The sequence below is a fragment of the Coriobacteriia bacterium genome, assembly GCA_013334745.1.
Classification (GTDB): domain Bacteria; phylum Actinomycetota; class Coriobacteriia; order Anaerosomatales; family JAAXUF01; genus JAAXWY01.
Window position 1 is genome coordinate 1 of the sequence record JAAXWY010000052.1, and the last position, 15,024, is coordinate 15,024.

15 protein-coding genes and 1 tRNA gene are annotated in these 15,024 nt (G+C 66.7%); 15 read left to right on the plus strand and 1 reads right to left on the minus strand.

What is annotated here, in order from left to right; all coding sequences use genetic code 11:
• Positions 1-123 precede the first annotated feature (123 nt).
• The 14 genes from HGB10_10635 (at position 124) to yedF (ending at position 13,445) form a co-directional block, all read left to right on the plus strand.
• Positions 124-1,131 (plus strand): hypothetical protein, encoded by a 1,008-nt coding sequence (locus HGB10_10635; GenBank protein ID NTU72255.1) that lies wholly within the window; start codon positions 124-126, stop codon positions 1,129-1,131.
• A gap of 2 nt (positions 1,132-1,133) precedes the next feature.
• Positions 1,134-1,946 (plus strand): nucleoside triphosphate pyrophosphohydrolase, encoded by an 813-nt coding sequence (gene mazG, locus HGB10_10640; GenBank protein NTU72256.1) that lies wholly within the window; start codon positions 1,134-1,136, stop codon positions 1,944-1,946.
• Positions 1,943-3,235 (plus strand): phosphopyruvate hydratase, encoded by a 1,293-nt coding sequence (gene eno / locus HGB10_10645; GenBank protein NTU72257.1) that lies wholly within the window; start codon positions 1,943-1,945, stop codon positions 3,233-3,235. The genes mazG and eno overlap by 4 nt, the downstream gene beginning before the upstream one ends.
• Before the next feature lie 64 nt (positions 3,236-3,299).
• On the plus strand, positions 3,300-4,187 hold the full coding sequence (locus HGB10_10650) for a hypothetical protein (protein NTU72258.1): 888 nt from the start codon (positions 3,300-3,302) through the stop codon (positions 4,185-4,187).
• A gap of 39 nt (positions 4,188-4,226) precedes the next feature.
• Positions 4,227-5,624 carry a pyruvate kinase gene (gene pyk, locus HGB10_10655; protein ID NTU72259.1) on the plus strand — a complete coding sequence of 466 codons (1,398 nt, stop codon included), beginning with the start codon at positions 4,227-4,229 and terminating at the stop codon, positions 5,622-5,624.
• Positions 5,625-5,940: 316 nt separating this feature from the next.
• Positions 5,941-6,378 (plus strand): septum formation initiator family protein, encoded by a 438-nt coding sequence (locus tag HGB10_10660; GenBank protein ID NTU72260.1) that lies wholly within the window; start codon positions 5,941-5,943, stop codon positions 6,376-6,378.
• A 2-nt stretch (positions 6,379-6,380) separates the two neighbouring features.
• Entirely contained in the window at positions 6,381-6,917 is a 537-nt protein-coding gene (locus tag HGB10_10665; protein ID NTU72261.1) for a DUF501 domain-containing protein, read from the plus strand.
• Entirely contained in the window at positions 6,914-7,897 is a 984-nt protein-coding gene (locus HGB10_10670) for a Ppx/GppA family phosphatase (GenBank protein NTU72262.1), read from the plus strand. Before HGB10_10665 ends, HGB10_10670 begins: the two co-directional genes overlap by 4 nt.
• Before the next feature lie 6 nt (positions 7,898-7,903).
• Positions 7,904-7,992, plus strand: a tRNA-Leu gene (locus HGB10_10675).
• A gap of 123 nt (positions 7,993-8,115) precedes the next feature.
• Positions 8,116-8,769 carry a hypothetical protein gene (locus HGB10_10680; GenBank protein NTU72263.1) on the plus strand — a complete coding sequence of 218 codons (654 nt, stop codon included), beginning with the start codon at positions 8,116-8,118 and terminating at the stop codon, positions 8,767-8,769.
• Positions 8,766-9,944 (plus strand): tetratricopeptide repeat protein, encoded by a 1,179-nt coding sequence (locus tag HGB10_10685; GenBank protein ID NTU72264.1) that lies wholly within the window; start codon positions 8,766-8,768, stop codon positions 9,942-9,944. The genes HGB10_10680 and HGB10_10685 overlap by 4 nt, the downstream gene beginning before the upstream one ends.
• 34 nt (positions 9,945-9,978) lie before the next feature.
• Complete coding sequence (locus HGB10_10690) at positions 9,979-11,982, plus strand: cellulase family glycosylhydrolase (protein ID NTU72265.1); 2,004 nt, start codon at positions 9,979-9,981, stop codon at positions 11,980-11,982.
• On the plus strand, positions 11,979-13,028 hold the full coding sequence (selD, locus tag HGB10_10695) for a selenide, water dikinase SelD (GenBank protein NTU72266.1): 1,050 nt from the start codon (positions 11,979-11,981) through the stop codon (positions 13,026-13,028). The genes HGB10_10690 and selD overlap by 4 nt, the downstream gene beginning before the upstream one ends.
• Positions 13,029-13,106: 78 nt before the next feature.
• The gene (gene yedF, locus HGB10_10700) at positions 13,107-13,445 is read left to right on the plus strand and encodes a sulfurtransferase-like selenium metabolism protein YedF (GenBank protein ID NTU72267.1); all 339 of its coding nucleotides are present in this window, start codon (positions 13,107-13,109) and stop codon (positions 13,443-13,445) included.
• Here the strand turns inward: yedF and HGB10_10705 are convergent.
• Positions 13,432-14,049 carry a GNAT family N-acetyltransferase gene (locus HGB10_10705; protein NTU72268.1) on the minus strand — a complete coding sequence of 206 codons (618 nt, stop codon included), beginning with the start codon at positions 14,047-14,049 and terminating at the stop codon, positions 13,432-13,434. The two genes, yedF and HGB10_10705, sit on opposite strands and share 14 nt — an antisense overlap.
• Positions 14,050-14,190: 141 nt before the next feature.
• Between HGB10_10705 and selA the strand changes: the two genes are divergently transcribed.
• The coding region (selA, locus tag HGB10_10710; protein ID NTU72269.1) for an L-seryl-tRNA(Sec) selenium transferase at positions 14,191-15,024 on the plus strand (834 nt) is incomplete at its 3' end.

The window sequence follows — 15,024 nt, forward strand, 5'->3', positions numbered from 1 at the left end:
TGAGCGAGAGAAGAAACTGGCTCGCCCGATAGAGTATGGAGAAGCTGTGACGCAGGCGGCTTTGAGCATACTTGGTGCTATACTCGCGCCTGTCTGACCACGCGTATCAGGAGGATTCATCCCATGAAGTCCACCCGTATCCTGCTCGTCATGGCGCTGTTCGCTGCGCTGGCCACCGGTGCTCTCGCCACGAGCGGATGCTCCGACAAGGACGTGGCTGCCAAGGTCAACGGCGACGCCATCTCCAAGACCGAGGTCGAGCAGCAGCTCGAGCAGCTCAAAAAGCAGTACCCCACGATGTTCACCGGCGCCGACGGCGAGGGTCGCCTGCTCGACTTCAAGCAGCGGATCCTCGACAACCTCGTCAATGCCAAGCTCGTGGAGCAGGCCGCCAAGGAGAAGGGCATCAGCATCTCCGACGCTGACATCGACAAGCAGATCGAGCAGCTCAAGAGCGGTTTCAAGGACCAGGCGCAGTTCGATGCAGCGCTCAAGAGCGCGGGCATGACGGTCGATTCGCTCAAGGTCTCCATCCGCCAGCAGCTCGTGACCAACAAGCTCATGGAGCAGCTGGCCGCGGACGCCAAGGTGACCGACAAGGAGATCCAGGACTACTACACCGCGAACAAGGGCCAGTTCTCGCAGGCCGCCCAGAAGCGCGCGTCGCACGTGCTCTTCAAGGCCACCGATAAGGCGACGGCCACCAAGGTCCTCAACGACATCAAGGCCGGCAAGATCACGCTCGCTGAAGCCGCCAAGAAGTACTCGGTCGACACCGCCACGGCGAGCAAGGGCGGCGACCTGGGTTGGCCGAACACGACCACCTACGTCCCTGAGTTCCAGGCCGCGCTCGACAAGCTGAAGAAGGGCCAGACCTCGGCCCTCGTTCAGTCGACCTACGGCTGGCACATCATCACCGTGACCGACACTCGCGCAGCCAAGCAGCAGGCGCTTGCCGAGGTCAAGACCCAGATCCAGCAGATCATCGTTCAGAAGCGTAAGTCGGAGGCGTACCAGACGTTCCTCGACGACCTGAAGAAGAACGCCAAGATCGAGATCCTGCTCGAAGACCTCAAGGCCGGTGCCGGCAAGGCCGGTTCCACCGCCACCACGGGTACGCCGTCCAAGTAGCGCTGCTCCGCCACCAGGGGGGCGTCGTGGGACACGGTTTTGACGAGTTCGTAGAAGTGATAGCGGCACTTCGGGCCCCCGATGGGTGTCCGTGGGATCGCGAGCAGACCCATCGCTCAATTGCGAAGAACATGGTGGAAGAGGCCTACGAGGCCGTCCACGCTATAGAAACCGACGACATCGCCGAGCTGAGAGATGAGCTCGGCGATGTGCTTCTCCAGGTCGTGCTGCACTCGCAGATCGCAGCCGATGACGGCGAGTTCACCATCGACGAGGTCGTGGCTGCCATCACCGCCAAGATCATTCGGCGCCACCCGCACATCTTCGGTGACGCGGAGGTGGCCGGGAACGCGGGCGAGGTGCTCGCGAACTGGGACAAGATCAAGGCCGAGGAGCGTGTCGAGAAGCAGCAAGGGCTTCTGGACAGCGTGCCCCACGCCCTGCCCGCGCTCATGAGGGCACAGACGATATCGCGCAAGGCGGTCTCGGCGGGCTTTGAGTGGGATACTCTCGATGACGTGTGGGAGAAGGTGCACGAGGAGCTCGACGAACTCAAGGCGACTGAGCCGGGCAGCCCCGAAGCCGCCGATGAGATCGGCGACGTGCTGTTCACCATCGTCAACCTCGCGCGCAAGCAGGGAATCGACGCCGAGACGGCGCTTCGCGGGACGTGCGACAAGTTCCGGAGCCGCTGGACGGCGATGGAGGAGGCGGCCGCGTCAGAAGGCCGCGGGATCGATGAGCTGACGCTCGTCGAGCAGGAGGCGCTCTGGCAGCAGGCCAAGCGCACGGAGAAGGGGACGCAAGGACTATGAGCATCATCACCGACATCTACGCCCGCGAGATCCTCGATTCGCGCGGCAACCCGACCGTCGAGGTCGAGGTCATGCTCGACGACGGCGCGTTCGGTCGCGCTGCTGTGCCCTCGGGCGCGTCGACCGGCGCCTTCGAGGCCGTCGAGCTGCGCGACACCGATTCGCCGCGGTACCTGGGCAAGGGCGTCGCCACAGCCGTCGAGAACGTGAACACCATCATCGCCGATGAGATCGTCGGCATGGACGCGAGCGACCAGCGCGCCATCGATGGCGCGCTCATCGAGCTTGATGGCACCGACAACAAGGCCAATCTCGGCGCCAACGCCATTCTCGGCGTGTCGCTCGCTGCGGCTCGCGCTGCTGCCGAGTCCACCGAGCTCACGCTGTACAGCTACGTCGGCGGCGCGAACGCTCACCTCCTGCCCGTGCCGATGATGAACATCCTCAACGGCGGTGCGCATGCCGACAACAACGTCGACCTGCAGGAGTTCATGGTCATGCCGGTCGGGGCGGCGACGTTCGCTGAGGGCCTTCGCTGGTGCGCCGAGATCTACCACACGCTCAAGAAGGTGCTGCACGACCGCAAGCTCGGCACCGGCGTCGGCGACGAGGGTGGCTTCGCGCCCGATCTCGAGAGCAACGAGGCAGCGCTCGCCATCATCGTCGAGGCGTGCGAGAAGGCCGGCTACGCGCCGGGCGAGCAGATCAAGTTCGCGCTCGATCCCGCCACCACCGAGATCTACGACGAGGCGCGCGGCGTCTACGTGCTTGCCGGTGAAGGCCGCGAGCTCACGAGCGCGCAGATGGTCGACTTCTGGGAGGACCTCGTCAACCGCTATCCGATCATCAGCATCGAGGACGGTATGGCCGAGGAGGACTGGGAGGGCTGGAAGCTGCTCACCGATCGCCTGGGCAAGCGTATCCAGCTCGTGGGCGACGACCTGTTCGTCACCAACACCGCTCGCCTCAAGAAGGGCATCGAGATGGGTGTCGCCAACTCGATCCTCATCAAGGTCAACCAGATCGGCTCGCTCACCGAGACTCTCGAGGCGATCGAGACGGCCAAGCAGGCCGGCTATACCTGCGTGATGAGTCACCGTTCCGGCGAGACCGAGGACACGACGATCGCGGACCTCGCTGTCGCGTGCAACTGTGGTCAGATCAAGACCGGAGCCCCTGCCCGCAGCGACCGCGTTGCGAAGTACAATCAGCTCATCCGCATCGAGGAGGAGCTTGGCGCATCCGCCGAGTACCCTGGGCTCGGTGCGTTCTACAACATCAAGGGCTGACCGCGAGTGGGTGCGGGCATGACCTGTCCGCACCCGCCGAACGCGTCTGGAGCACGGTAGCAGCATGACCGACGTCAGGAAGAAGGCAGCGCCACTCGTACCGGCTGAGTTCGGTGTCCCTATCGAGTCCGCACTCGCCAAGCGTGAGCGGTTCGCGAACCAGTACGACTACGACTACGGCCAGGAGCGCATCTTCCTGCAGCTCGTTCCGGCGCTTCTCGAGGAGATTCCCGACGAATCCGATCTACTCGAAGTTGGCGCCGCCACGGGCCTGATGACCGGTCCTTTGCTGAGCAAGGCGACCAGCCTCACCGCTCTGGAGCCGTCTCCGGGTCTACTGCGAAGGCTCGTCTCGAGTGACGTGGCCTCTGATGCGCGGCTGGGCACGATGCTCGGTATGGCCGAGGACTTGAGCGAGGACGTGATGTTCGACATCGCGGTGGTCACGTTCACGCCCCGTCGCGGCATAGGCCTGCTGCACCTTCTCACGACCCTTGCGCGCCACGTCCGCGACCGGGTCGTCATGATGCTCGATGACGACGGGACGCTTGACTGGGCATACCTCGCGCGTGCCGCGGCGATCCAGGGTTTCGACGTCCGGATGCACCTCGTCTGCGAGACCGGCGTGACCGAGGACCCTCGGCGCGCAGTCATCCTCGTGGCGGTGCTGGGGTCGTTTGATGCCGATGTCGCGCCCGAGGACATCTGGGAGTTCGAGAGCCGCACGCTCGAGGTGCCGTACCCGGCGCCGCGTGGTGCCGCCACGAGAGTTGTTCGCTACTTCATGACCGCGGGCGAGCGCGTGCTGCTGGTTCGCACACCGGACCAGGGTATGGAGCGTCTGTACGGCAACCTGCGCACTGCGGTGCACCGGCTCGGGCGCGATGAGGTCACAGTTCGCCGCATCGACGAAGGCATCCAGATCGTTCGGCTCCCCAAGCCGATCGAGTAGCACCACCGTCTCACTCGCCACGGGCGAAGGAGCTCTCCCATGCGCCGTACCCGAATCGTCGCGACACTCGGTCCATCGACCGATGACCCGCAGGTGCTCGACGGCCTGATCGCCGCCGGAGTCGACGTCGTTCGACTCAACGCCGCCCACGGCACGGTTGCGCATATGGACACGCGACTTGGTGCCGTTCGTGCTGCGGCAGCACGATGCGGTCGTCAGCTGGGCGTTCTCGTGGACTTGGCCGGCCCCAAGATACGCGTGGGCGACATGGCACCCGGAACCGAGCTGGTCTCGGGGGCTCGCTTCACCATCGCGTCGGACCGGTGCACCGGTGACGCCTCCCGTGCATGTATCACCTACACCGGTCTCGCTGCCGACCTCTCGGTCGGTGATCGTATCCTCCTTGACGACGGCCGCATCGAGCTCGAGGTCACGGCAACGGACACAGCCGCGGCCTTGGTTGAGACGGTGGTGCTCGCCGGCGGAGTGCTCGCCAGCAACAAGGGCGTCAATGTCCCGGGGGTCACGCTCGCCGTCGATCCCATCACCGCCGAGGACCGAGCCGTGATCGCCTGGGCGTGCGAGGCGGATGTCGACTTTATCGGGCAGTCGTTCGTACGGTCGGCCGATGACGTGCATGCTCTGCGCTCGATGATGGCGAGACGGATCCCCATCGTCGCCAAGATCGAGAAGCACGAGGCTGTCGCACAGGTCGAAGCCATCGTCGAGGCCGCCGATGCTGTGATGGTCGCTCGCGGCGATCTGGGGGTCGAGACCGCACCCGAACAGGTCCCGGTCATCCAACGCAAGACGATCACGGCGGCACGCCGCGGCGGCAAACCCGTGGTCATCGCCACACAGATGCTCGAATCGATGACACACGATCCGGCCCCCACGCGCGCCGAGGCCAGTGACGTCGCGAACGCAATCTTCTCGCGGGCCGATGCGGTAATGCTGTCAGGCGAGACGGCCGTGGGGGCGCACCCCGTGCTCGTAGTCGAGACGATGTCGCGTATCGCTTCGACCGCCGAGGAGGCTGTGGGAGAGCAGGCGAGGGATGAGCACGACGTGACCACAGATGTTCAGATCGCTGTGAGCGCTGCCGTCTGCGATCTCGCCGCCGACTTGGGCCTAGCGGCCATCGTCCCGGTCACGCGTTCCGGCGCCACAGCCTTTGCGGTCGCGCGCCACAGGCCTGAGCGACCGATCGTGGCGGTGACTCCCGACGACGCGGTGGCCCGCGGGCTCGGGCTCGTGTGGGGAGTGCGCGCGATCGTCGTCGGGTTCTCGGAGGACACCGACGTCTTGCTCGACGAGACGTGCGATGCGCTGGTCGAATCGGGCTCTGTAGCACGAGGCAGCAAGATTGCGATCACCGCAGGTCGAGCGTCGCGGCACATCGGCGGGACCGACTTCATTCTCGTTCGAGAGGTCTAGATACACCGTCTGAGCAGGCATTTTGCTGAGGGTGCTGTCGAAGCTGGCCGCGTCGAACACCTGTTCGTATCACTCAACCTCAACCTTACCTCTAGGCGACAGCGCGATTCTTTGGTGCTACCATCAGTCGCGAGGCGGCCTGCCCGGTCGCCGAATCGCTGACCTGCACATAGGACTCTGAGGTATGACGCCGAGGAACACGCAGCTAGGGGTTTCAGCGAGCGCAGTAAGGGCGACCTCAATGAGGTTGCCGCAGCCTGCGCCGTCTTCGGCATCCCGAAAACGCACACAGCACACTCCTGCTGCCAAGGCGGCCGTGCGCACCCGCAAACCCACTTCCGTTCGCGAGCAGGTCACGTCGTCCATCGCCCATCGCTGGTGGCTTCTGCCGCTCGTCGTGATCACGGCGGTGGCGCTGTTCATCGCGGCCTACTATCCGGTTGCGCGAGTCGACTACCGAGAGACCCGCGAGCGGGCACGGCTGCAGGCCGAGCTCGACGCTATCAGGTCTCGAAACGACCGTCTCAGCGCGCAGGTCGACCGACTCCGTACGCCCGAGGGTGTCGAGGATTACGCCCGGCTTCAGCTCGGCATGGTCAAGAGCGGCGAGCACCAGATGGTCGTCATCGACGGCACCGAGACCACGCAGGTCGCATCGGTCGCACTCGCGCCCGAGATCGACTCTCAGGAGGCGGTGAAGCCGCCGGTCGGCCAGTGGACGGCCTTCCTCGACGCGGTCTTCGGCGTCCAGTGACCCTGTCGGGCGGGCCCGACGCTCTCTGGGAGCGGGAGTCTGAGCTCGTCGCCGCCCAGATCGGTCGGACGCCGCGCGAGCCGTACCGGGTAGCCGCGCGCTGCAGCTTTCATCGGCCGACTGTGATCGTTTCCCCGTCGCGTCTGGCCGATGGTACGCCGTTTCCCACACTGGCGTGGCTGACCTGCCCGCATCTCGCCGAAGCCGTCGCCGCCGAGGAGTCCTCCGGCGCCGTCGCGCGCTTCGCGGCACGCGCCGCGAGCGACGAGTCGCTCGCGGGTGCGCTTCGCGCACTCGACGCCCGCGTCCGTGAGCTGCGAGCGGCCGAATCCGGGGGCGTCGATGCGTGCCCCACCGTCGGTATCGGAGGGCAGCGCGACCCGCTCGGCGTGAAGTGCCTGCACCTGCACGTGGCGCTCGCGTTGCTCGGCGAGGCCGATCCGATCGGCGCCGAGTTCCTGGCTGGCGTGGCGCACGAATGCGTCGACGATCGCTGCGCCGGGCCTGTATGCCCGGCGACCGAACAGGGGGATGCATGAGCCAGACCATGCGGCTCGCCGCAGTGGACATCGGCACCGTGACGGCCCGGATGCTGGTCGCCGACGTGAGCGCGACAGGCATCACAGAGGTTGAGCGGCGCACCGACATCGTGCACCTCGGACAGGGACTGGCCGCGTCAGGGCGGCTGTCGGCCGATGCCATCGAGCGTCTGCGAGCAGTCGTGTCGGGCTACTCGACGGCGATCGCGGATCACGGCGTGGCGGCGACCACCGCCGTCGCGACCAGTGCGAGCCGGGATGCGAGCAACGGCGATGAGATGCTCGCGGCGCTCGCCTCGGTGGGCGTGGAGCCACGAATCATCGACGGTGAGACCGAGGCTCGGCTGTCATTTTTCGGCGCGGCGTACTCCGTCACCGGCGATGGGCTGCTCGTGGTCGACGTGGGCGGAGGTTCCACGGAGCTCATCTTCGGCTCGTCGGAGCTCGATGACGGTGGGCGCGTGTGCGATATCGAGGCCATGCGCTCCATCGATGTGGGGTCGCGGCGGATCACCGAGATGTTCCTCGCTTCGGACCCACCGACATCCCGCGAGCTCGATGAGGCGCGCGGCTACGTGACCTCGCAGGTCAGGCCGTTCTTCGAGACGTTGCGATCAAAGCCCAGGACGATGGTGTCGCTTGCGGGCGCCGCGACGACCTTCTCGGCGATCGAACTCGAGCTCGCGTCGTACGATTCCGAGCGGGTGCACCTGAGCTGTCTGACCGGTCCTCGGCTCACCGACATCATCGACACGCTGTCGGGGCTGCCGCTTGCACGTCGCCGCGAGGTCGTGGGGCTGCATCCGGAGCGGGCTTCCGTGATCGTCGGCGGTGGCATCGTCATCGAGACCGTGCTTGCGCTTGCCGGGCTGGACTCCACACTCGTGAGCGAGCACGACATCCTGTATGGGATACTTCTCGACACCTATCGCGACCTGCGTCACGGGGCCGAAACCGGGCGCGGTGAGCATGACGCGTAGGGGCGTGGCGGCGTATCCGAATTGGCACAGGAAGCGGACTTAAAATCCGCCGGTCCTCACGGACCATGTGGGTTCGACTCCCACCGCCGCTACCAGCGCACGCACCGCGCGGCGAGGCGCTTGCGCCTTGTTCGCGCTGAAGCACGACGATGGGATACTACGCCCGGGGGCGGTTACTCCCGGCGAAGACGCGATGCGACGGAGGAGGCATGGCACCGATGGCAGACGATGCGCCCGCGAGGCTGTACGCAGCCTTCGTGAGCCATGACGCCGCTGCGGCGATCAACGTCATCGAGCGCGCCAAGCGCAGCGGGGTTGCGCAGGCGCAGCTGTTCGACCGCATCTTCGCGCCTGCGATGTCGCTTCTCGGCGGGGCGTGGGCGGACGGCACCATCGACGAGTACACCTTCACGCAGGGTTCGGTCGTCGCCGAGCAGGTCACCAGCTTCGTGACTCCGCCCGCGACCGCTCAGGACACCGGCGTCACCGTGCTGGTCGGCACGATGCACCACGATCTGCACTCCATCGACAAGCAGATCACGGCTGCCGCGCTCAAAGAGGCCGGCCACCGCGTCGTCGATCTTGGCACGGATGTGCGCCCGACCGACTTTCTTGCGCGTGCCGATGAGACCGGTGCGCGCATCCTCATCGTCTTCGCTCACATGCTTTCGACCGCGCGAAGTGTCGTGCGCGTCCGCGAGATGTTCGCGGCGGGCGGGCGCGATGACGTCGTGCTGTTTGTGGCGGGTGGCCCGTTCGTCGCCGACACCACGCTTGCTCGTTCGGTCGGCGCCAACGGCGTGTCGCGTGGAGCCGAAAGCGCGCTCAAGCTCGTCGCCAAGGCCGCCGCGAAGATGGGCGTGACGTCGTGAGCGGGCGGAGTCGGCTTTCCAAGCTCGCCGATGACCTCTCCCGCGAGGGCCGTGTGGCCTCTGCGGTCGATGCGTGTTACCAGGCGCTTCTGCTCGACGAGAGCGACCCCGTCGTCCACGCCCTGCTCGCGGACCTGTTCCTTGAGGGCGACTTCTACGACGAAGCCATCCGCTCGGCGAGTCGCGCCATCGAGCTCGACCCCGACTGCGCGCCGGCCTACCTTGCGCTCGGTCTGGCCTACGACCGTCGCGGCGGGATGTGGGACCAGTCGATTCTCGTCTGGCACGAGCTTGCCGAGGTTGTGCCGGACCTCGTGACCGCACACGTCCAGCTCGGCGAGGCGTTCGCCGCCGGTGCGTTTGAGGGCGAGGCGATCGAGTCATGGCGTCGCGCCCTGGAACTCGACCCGAGCGAGCCGCGCGCGATGTACAACCTCGCTATCGCCGCGCTCAAGCGTGAGGGCGTGGCGACCGCTCTTCCGGGTTTCCGCAAAGCCGGCGAACTCGACCCGAGCCAGGACGACTTCTTCTTCGCGCTTGCCGGCGTCTATGACGACGGCTCTCCGGCGCCTCATCCCGATGAGGTCGAAGCCGACCGCGATGCCCGCCTTGCCGCGGCGTTCGCGCTCGCGTTTGAGGAGGACTACTTCGGGGCGGCGGACCTCATTCGACTGATTCTCAACGACGATCCGGCGGACCCTGAGGCCCTCGCGCTGGCAGGGTACCTCTACCTGAAGCAGGAGGCGGTCAACGAGGCGATGTCGGTCGCGCTTCGCTGTCTGGCGCTCAGCACCAAGACGCCGACCGGCGTCTACGTTCTCGGCGCCGCGTTCCACAAGCGCCCTGGGCTCAACCGCAACGCGACGCGGGTCTTCGAAGCACTGGCTCGTGCCGTCCCCAACGAGCCGATGCCGCACGTGCTGCTCGCCGAGTCGCTTCTCGGGCTGCAGCGGTACTCCGATGCCAAGCAGGCGTACCTCCGTGCGGTCGAGCTCGACCCCGCCTGCGTCAGGGCTCGCTTCGGTCTGGCCGCTGCGTTGCTCACCGAGGGCGAGCACGCGACCGCCGCGTGGGAAGTGCGCCGCGCCGCCTATCACGACACGCGCCGGCAAGGTCTCTTCCGCCGCCTCTTCGATTCCTACGTCGAGGGGAGGGCCGACGATGCCGACGCGTAGAGGCGGTACCAGACCGCCACAGCGGCGAGTCACCATGCCGGCTGCTCCCGCCGCGGCTCCCACAGGTGCGCCGACCGATTCCGTCCTCGGAGCTCCCGAGGCGGCTGCTACCGTCAGCGCAAAAGAGGTCGCTCGCGCACGCACGCGCAATCCGATCTTCCCGCTGGGGGTCTCGCTGTATCCGGTCGACGAGGAGGCGGGGGAGCGCGACCTGTTCTACGCCGGGAACCTCGGCGACGACCTTGACCTGCTGCACGGCGCCCGCTTCGGGCTCGTGCGCGTGTTCGTGTCGTGGCGCGTGCTCGAACCGCAGGTCAGCCGCTACGACGAGGACGCCCTGCAACACCTTGCCGACATCATCGCGTCCATCCGCACCCACGGCATGCAGGCTATCGTGTGCTTCTTCGCCGACGACTCGCACTCCGATCTCGTTGACGTCGCGTGGGGTGTACGCCGCGATCCGCGTACCGATGGTTATCTCATCCAGCGCGAGGTCTCACTGGTCCAAGAGGTCATCCGCCAGCTGCGAGGCGACGCGGGAGTGTTCGCGTGGCAGTTGGCCAACGAGGCGTTCCTCTCGGGATTCACCGAGAAGCATGAACTCGATGAGTGGACTCGCATCTTGCGCGAGGCGGTTCGTGAGGTCGATCCCAAGCGGCCCATCGCTCTGGGTGCCGATGCCGAGACGCTCATGCGTGCGACCGGCGTGGACGCCCGAGACGCGATCGCCACCTGCGAGTTCTCGGTCAGTCACGTCACCGCCGCCTATCGTGCGTACGCCGCCGAGGGGCCGGTCACTTCCGGGCCGTCCACCTACCTCGAGGCGTTTCTGCTCCATCTCGCCGACAGGGGCAATCCGATCGTCTCTGATGACGCGGGCGTGCTCTCGCTGGACTTCTCGCCGGTCGAAGAGGCGGCGGCCTTGCGCACGTCGCTGTGGACCGCGCTCGCAAACCGTTCGGCAGGCGTGCTTGCCCGACGCCTGCGCGATCTTGCCACGGAGCGTCGCGAGCCGTACTTCGTCGACCCGTTCGAGTCCCTCGTGGGGGTCACCGACTCCTACGGGCAGCCCAAGCCGTCCTTCACTGAGATGCAGTCGTTCGTTCGCTCCGTGGCGCGTATCGACCTCAAGCACCACGTACCCGCACCGGAGCGCACCGCCGTCATCATGCCTGCGGAGCGCTTCAACCCGCTGCCGGATCTCGCGTCGCTCGTGGACCCGCGGTCGTGCCTCGCCGCGTTCACCGGCGCGAAGCGCGCCCACCTGCCGGTCACGGTCGCCTACGAGACAGATGACCTCTCGGCGTACTCCGTGCTCATTCTGCCCAGCGCGTTCAACCTGCTCGATGACACCTGGGAGCGCCTGACCGAGTTCGTCCAGGCGGGTGGCGCGCTCGTGCTTTCGTACGGCGGCGGTGACGCGCATCCAGGAATCCGCGAACTGTTCGGCGTCGAGTTTCGAGGCGACGACGGCCCGCGCGAACTGTTCTCGTGTCGTGTGGCGCACGCCGACGTTCTCGGTGCGCTTGAGAGCTTCGACGCGCGGTTCGCGGTCTCGAACTTCGCGCAACTCGGCGGTGGGAGTGCCACGATCGTGGCCACCGACGAGCAGGGCAGTCCGTTGCTCACGGTCAACGCGGTCGGTCAGGGACGCGCGGTCTACATCGCGGCTCCCATCGAGCGAGGCATCGCGCAGGGCGACCCGTGGGCTACGCCGGCACCGGTGGCGGCACTCCTCTCCGAGGTCTACGGGGCGGTCGCCCGCTCGGCGGGCTGCATCGCGCCGATCGACTGCGACTCGCCCGACATCGAGGTGTCGCTGCTGCAGGGAGACGCCGACGATGTCGCGCTGCTGATCAACCACGCACCCGCACGGATCGAGGCGACCTTCTCGGCGGATCGAGGCGTTGCACAGATCGCCGACGTTCGCGGTGGAAGTCCGGTCCTGGTCGATGGGCGCACCTTCTCGGTGGCCATCGAGGCCAACGGCGCGCTCGCGTTGCGCCTCACGTACGCGCGGGAGGAGGGTGGACGATGAGCGATACCGCAGAGCCGATCAGGCTCACGCAGCTGTCGAGCAAGGCCGGTTGAGCGGCGAAGTGGGGTCCGGGTGACCTCAAGGCCGTGCTCGACAAGATCGCGCCGGGCGACTCCGACTCGCTGCTCTTGGGCTTCGAGACCAGCGATGACGCCGCCGTCTACCAACTGACCGATGACATCGCCACCTTGTTGACGGTCGACTTCTTCACGCCCATCGTCGACGACCCGTATGACTTCGGGCGTATCGCCGCCGCGAACTCACTCTCCGACATCTACGCGATGGGCGGCAGGCCGCTTACCGCGATGAACCTGCTGGCGTTCCCATGCTCGCTCGGTCCCGACATCGTGGGCGAGGTGGTGCGAGGCGGCTCCGAGAAGGTGGCCGAGGCGGGCGCCGTCACGGTCGGCGGGCATACGATCGATGACAAAGAGCCGAAGTTCGGGCTCTCGGTGATGGGCGTCGTGCACCCCGATAAGGTCGTGCGAAACCGTGGTGCGCACGCGGGCGATGCGCTGCTACTCACCAAGCCCATCGGCACCGGCATCATGGCGACTGCGATCAAGCGAGGCCTCGAGACCGAGGACACCGCCCGCGAGTTCATCGAGTCGATGGCGACGCTGAACCGGGCCGCCTGCGAGGCGATGGTGGCGGTGGGCGTCAATGCGGCGACCGATGTGACAGGTTTCGGGCTGCTCGGACACGTTCACGAGATGGTCGAGGCGAGTGGGGTCTGTGCGCGGATCGAGCTTGCGAGCATCCCGGTGTTCGAGCGTGCGCTCGGATACGCCGAGGACAACGTGGCGCCTGGCAGGACCACCGATCTCATCGAGTGGGCGGGCGAGTTCACGGACTGGGATGCCGACGCGGATGCCGAGGTCTGGATGCGGCTGCTGTGCGACCCCCAGACCAGCGGTGGATTGCTTATGGCTGTGCCGGCTGACCACGCCGCAGAGCTGGCATCCGAACTCACAGCGCGCGGCGTACTCGCTGCCCGTATCGGTGATTGCGTCGCGGGGGCGGACGGGCGAGTCATCGTCGGCTAGCGCAACGACGGGCGAGCGGTATAATCACGGCTGAAAACACGTATCGCCTGTCGCTATCGTTGTGCAAGGGAGTCCATCATGGCCAAGCGCGTCTTCATCGTCACTGATCGAATAGGTCGAGGCAGCGATGATCTCGGCGAGATACTGATGAAGAACTTCCTTTACTCGCTGGCGCGCAACGAAGAGCAGCCACGCGCGGTGATGCTCATGAACGGCGGCGTGCGACTGGCGTGCACGGGCTCGAAGTCGCTCGACGACCTGGCACTGCTCGTCGAGAACGGGGTCGCCGTGAAGGTATGCGGCACCTGTTTGGACTTCCTGGGCCTCAAGGACGACCTGCAGGCAGGTGCCGTGGGTGCGATGCCGGATAGCGTCGCGGCCCTGGTGGCCGATCCGGACGTGCTTACGATCGCGTAGCGTCACCCGAACCGGGCCGAAGCACAGACGGTCCACGCGCCTCGCAGCTCAAGATGAACTTGCCGTCCCGCTGCGCGTCGGGGTGCGGGTTGTGCGCGACATAACGAAGCGTCGGCTCGCCCTCCTCCAGGAACACCCCGTCGAGCACGAGGCCGCACTTGTCGGCGACCGCTCTCGAGGCGGCGTTCTCGGGCAGTATCGCCGAGAACACCTGCGCGAATCCGATCGTCTCGAAGCCGTACTTGAGCGCAGCGCGCCCCGCTTCTGTCGCAAGCCCGCGTCCCCAGAGCTGCGGCAGGAGGGTCCAGCCCAGCTCGACCTCCGGGGCGAGGTTGCAGCCGAATCCGCAGAATCCGACGATGCCTGTGGGGTCCTCGGGGACGGTTTCGCGAAGCTCGACGGCCCATCGGCACCATCCGCGTTCGCGCTGGCTGCCGACCTGACGAGCGATGAAGCCGTCGATTTGGTCGGCGGGGAGCGGCTCGCCTCGGTTGAGCCAACGAACCACCTCGGGCTCGTGGGCGATCAGTGCGAACGCCGCGCGATCCCTGCTCGTCCACGTGCGCAGGTTGAGGCGCTCAGTCTGGATGATGATCGGTCCCACGCGCCCTCCTCCCTGCCGGCACCGAGTCTAGTGGGAGCGGGTGGCGTACGCCGCCTATGTCGGGCGGTCGGCACGTATGGTCGGCAGGCGGTGTGAACGGACGTGTGGGCGGCGAGCGACCTGCTCGGCTACAATCGCCGCATGGACACAAACGCGCTGCTGAGAACGCTTCCCAAGACCGACGAGGTCCTCGCACACCCGGTGCTTACCGAGACACTCGGTTCGGTTCCGCGGGCACTCGTGGTGGATGCCGTCCGCGCGGCCATCGATGATGCGCGTGCACGGTTGCTGGCCGGCGAGCCGCTCACGCCCGGGGCCGAGTCGGTCGCCCGCGATGCGCTTGCGCGTGCCACGCTCGCAGCGCGCCCGAGTCTGCGACCGGTAGTCAACGCGACGGGCATCATCGTGCACACCAACCTCGGACGCAGCGTGCTCTCTGAGGCCGCAGCCGAGGCCGTCGCCGGTGTCGCTCGCGGCTACTCGACGCTCGAGTACGACGTCGACAGCGGAGAGCGCGGCAGCCGGCACGTCCACATCGAGTCGTTGCTCTGTCGGCTTACGGGCGCGGAGGCCGCGATGGCGGTCAACAACAACGCCGCGGCGGTCATGCTCGGCATCGCGGGGTTGGCTCGCGGACGCGACGCGATCGTGTCGCGTGGGCAGCTCGTCGAGATCGGCGGGAGCTTCCGCATCCCCGACATCATGGCCGAGTCCGGTGCGACGATGGTTGAGGTCGGCACCACCAATAAGACGCACCTCGCCGACTACGAGCGGGTGCTGTCCGACCGCACCGGCCTGATGCTGAAGGTGCATTCGAGCAACTACCGTGTCGTCGGCTTCACCGATGAGGTGACGCTCGCAGAGCTCGTCGCTCTGGGTGCGGAGCACGGCGGCCGCTTCACCGGGCGCTGGACGGGCACGCTGCGGGAGCCGGTCTTCGAGGGCCGCTTCGTGGGTGAGGACATCGGCTACATG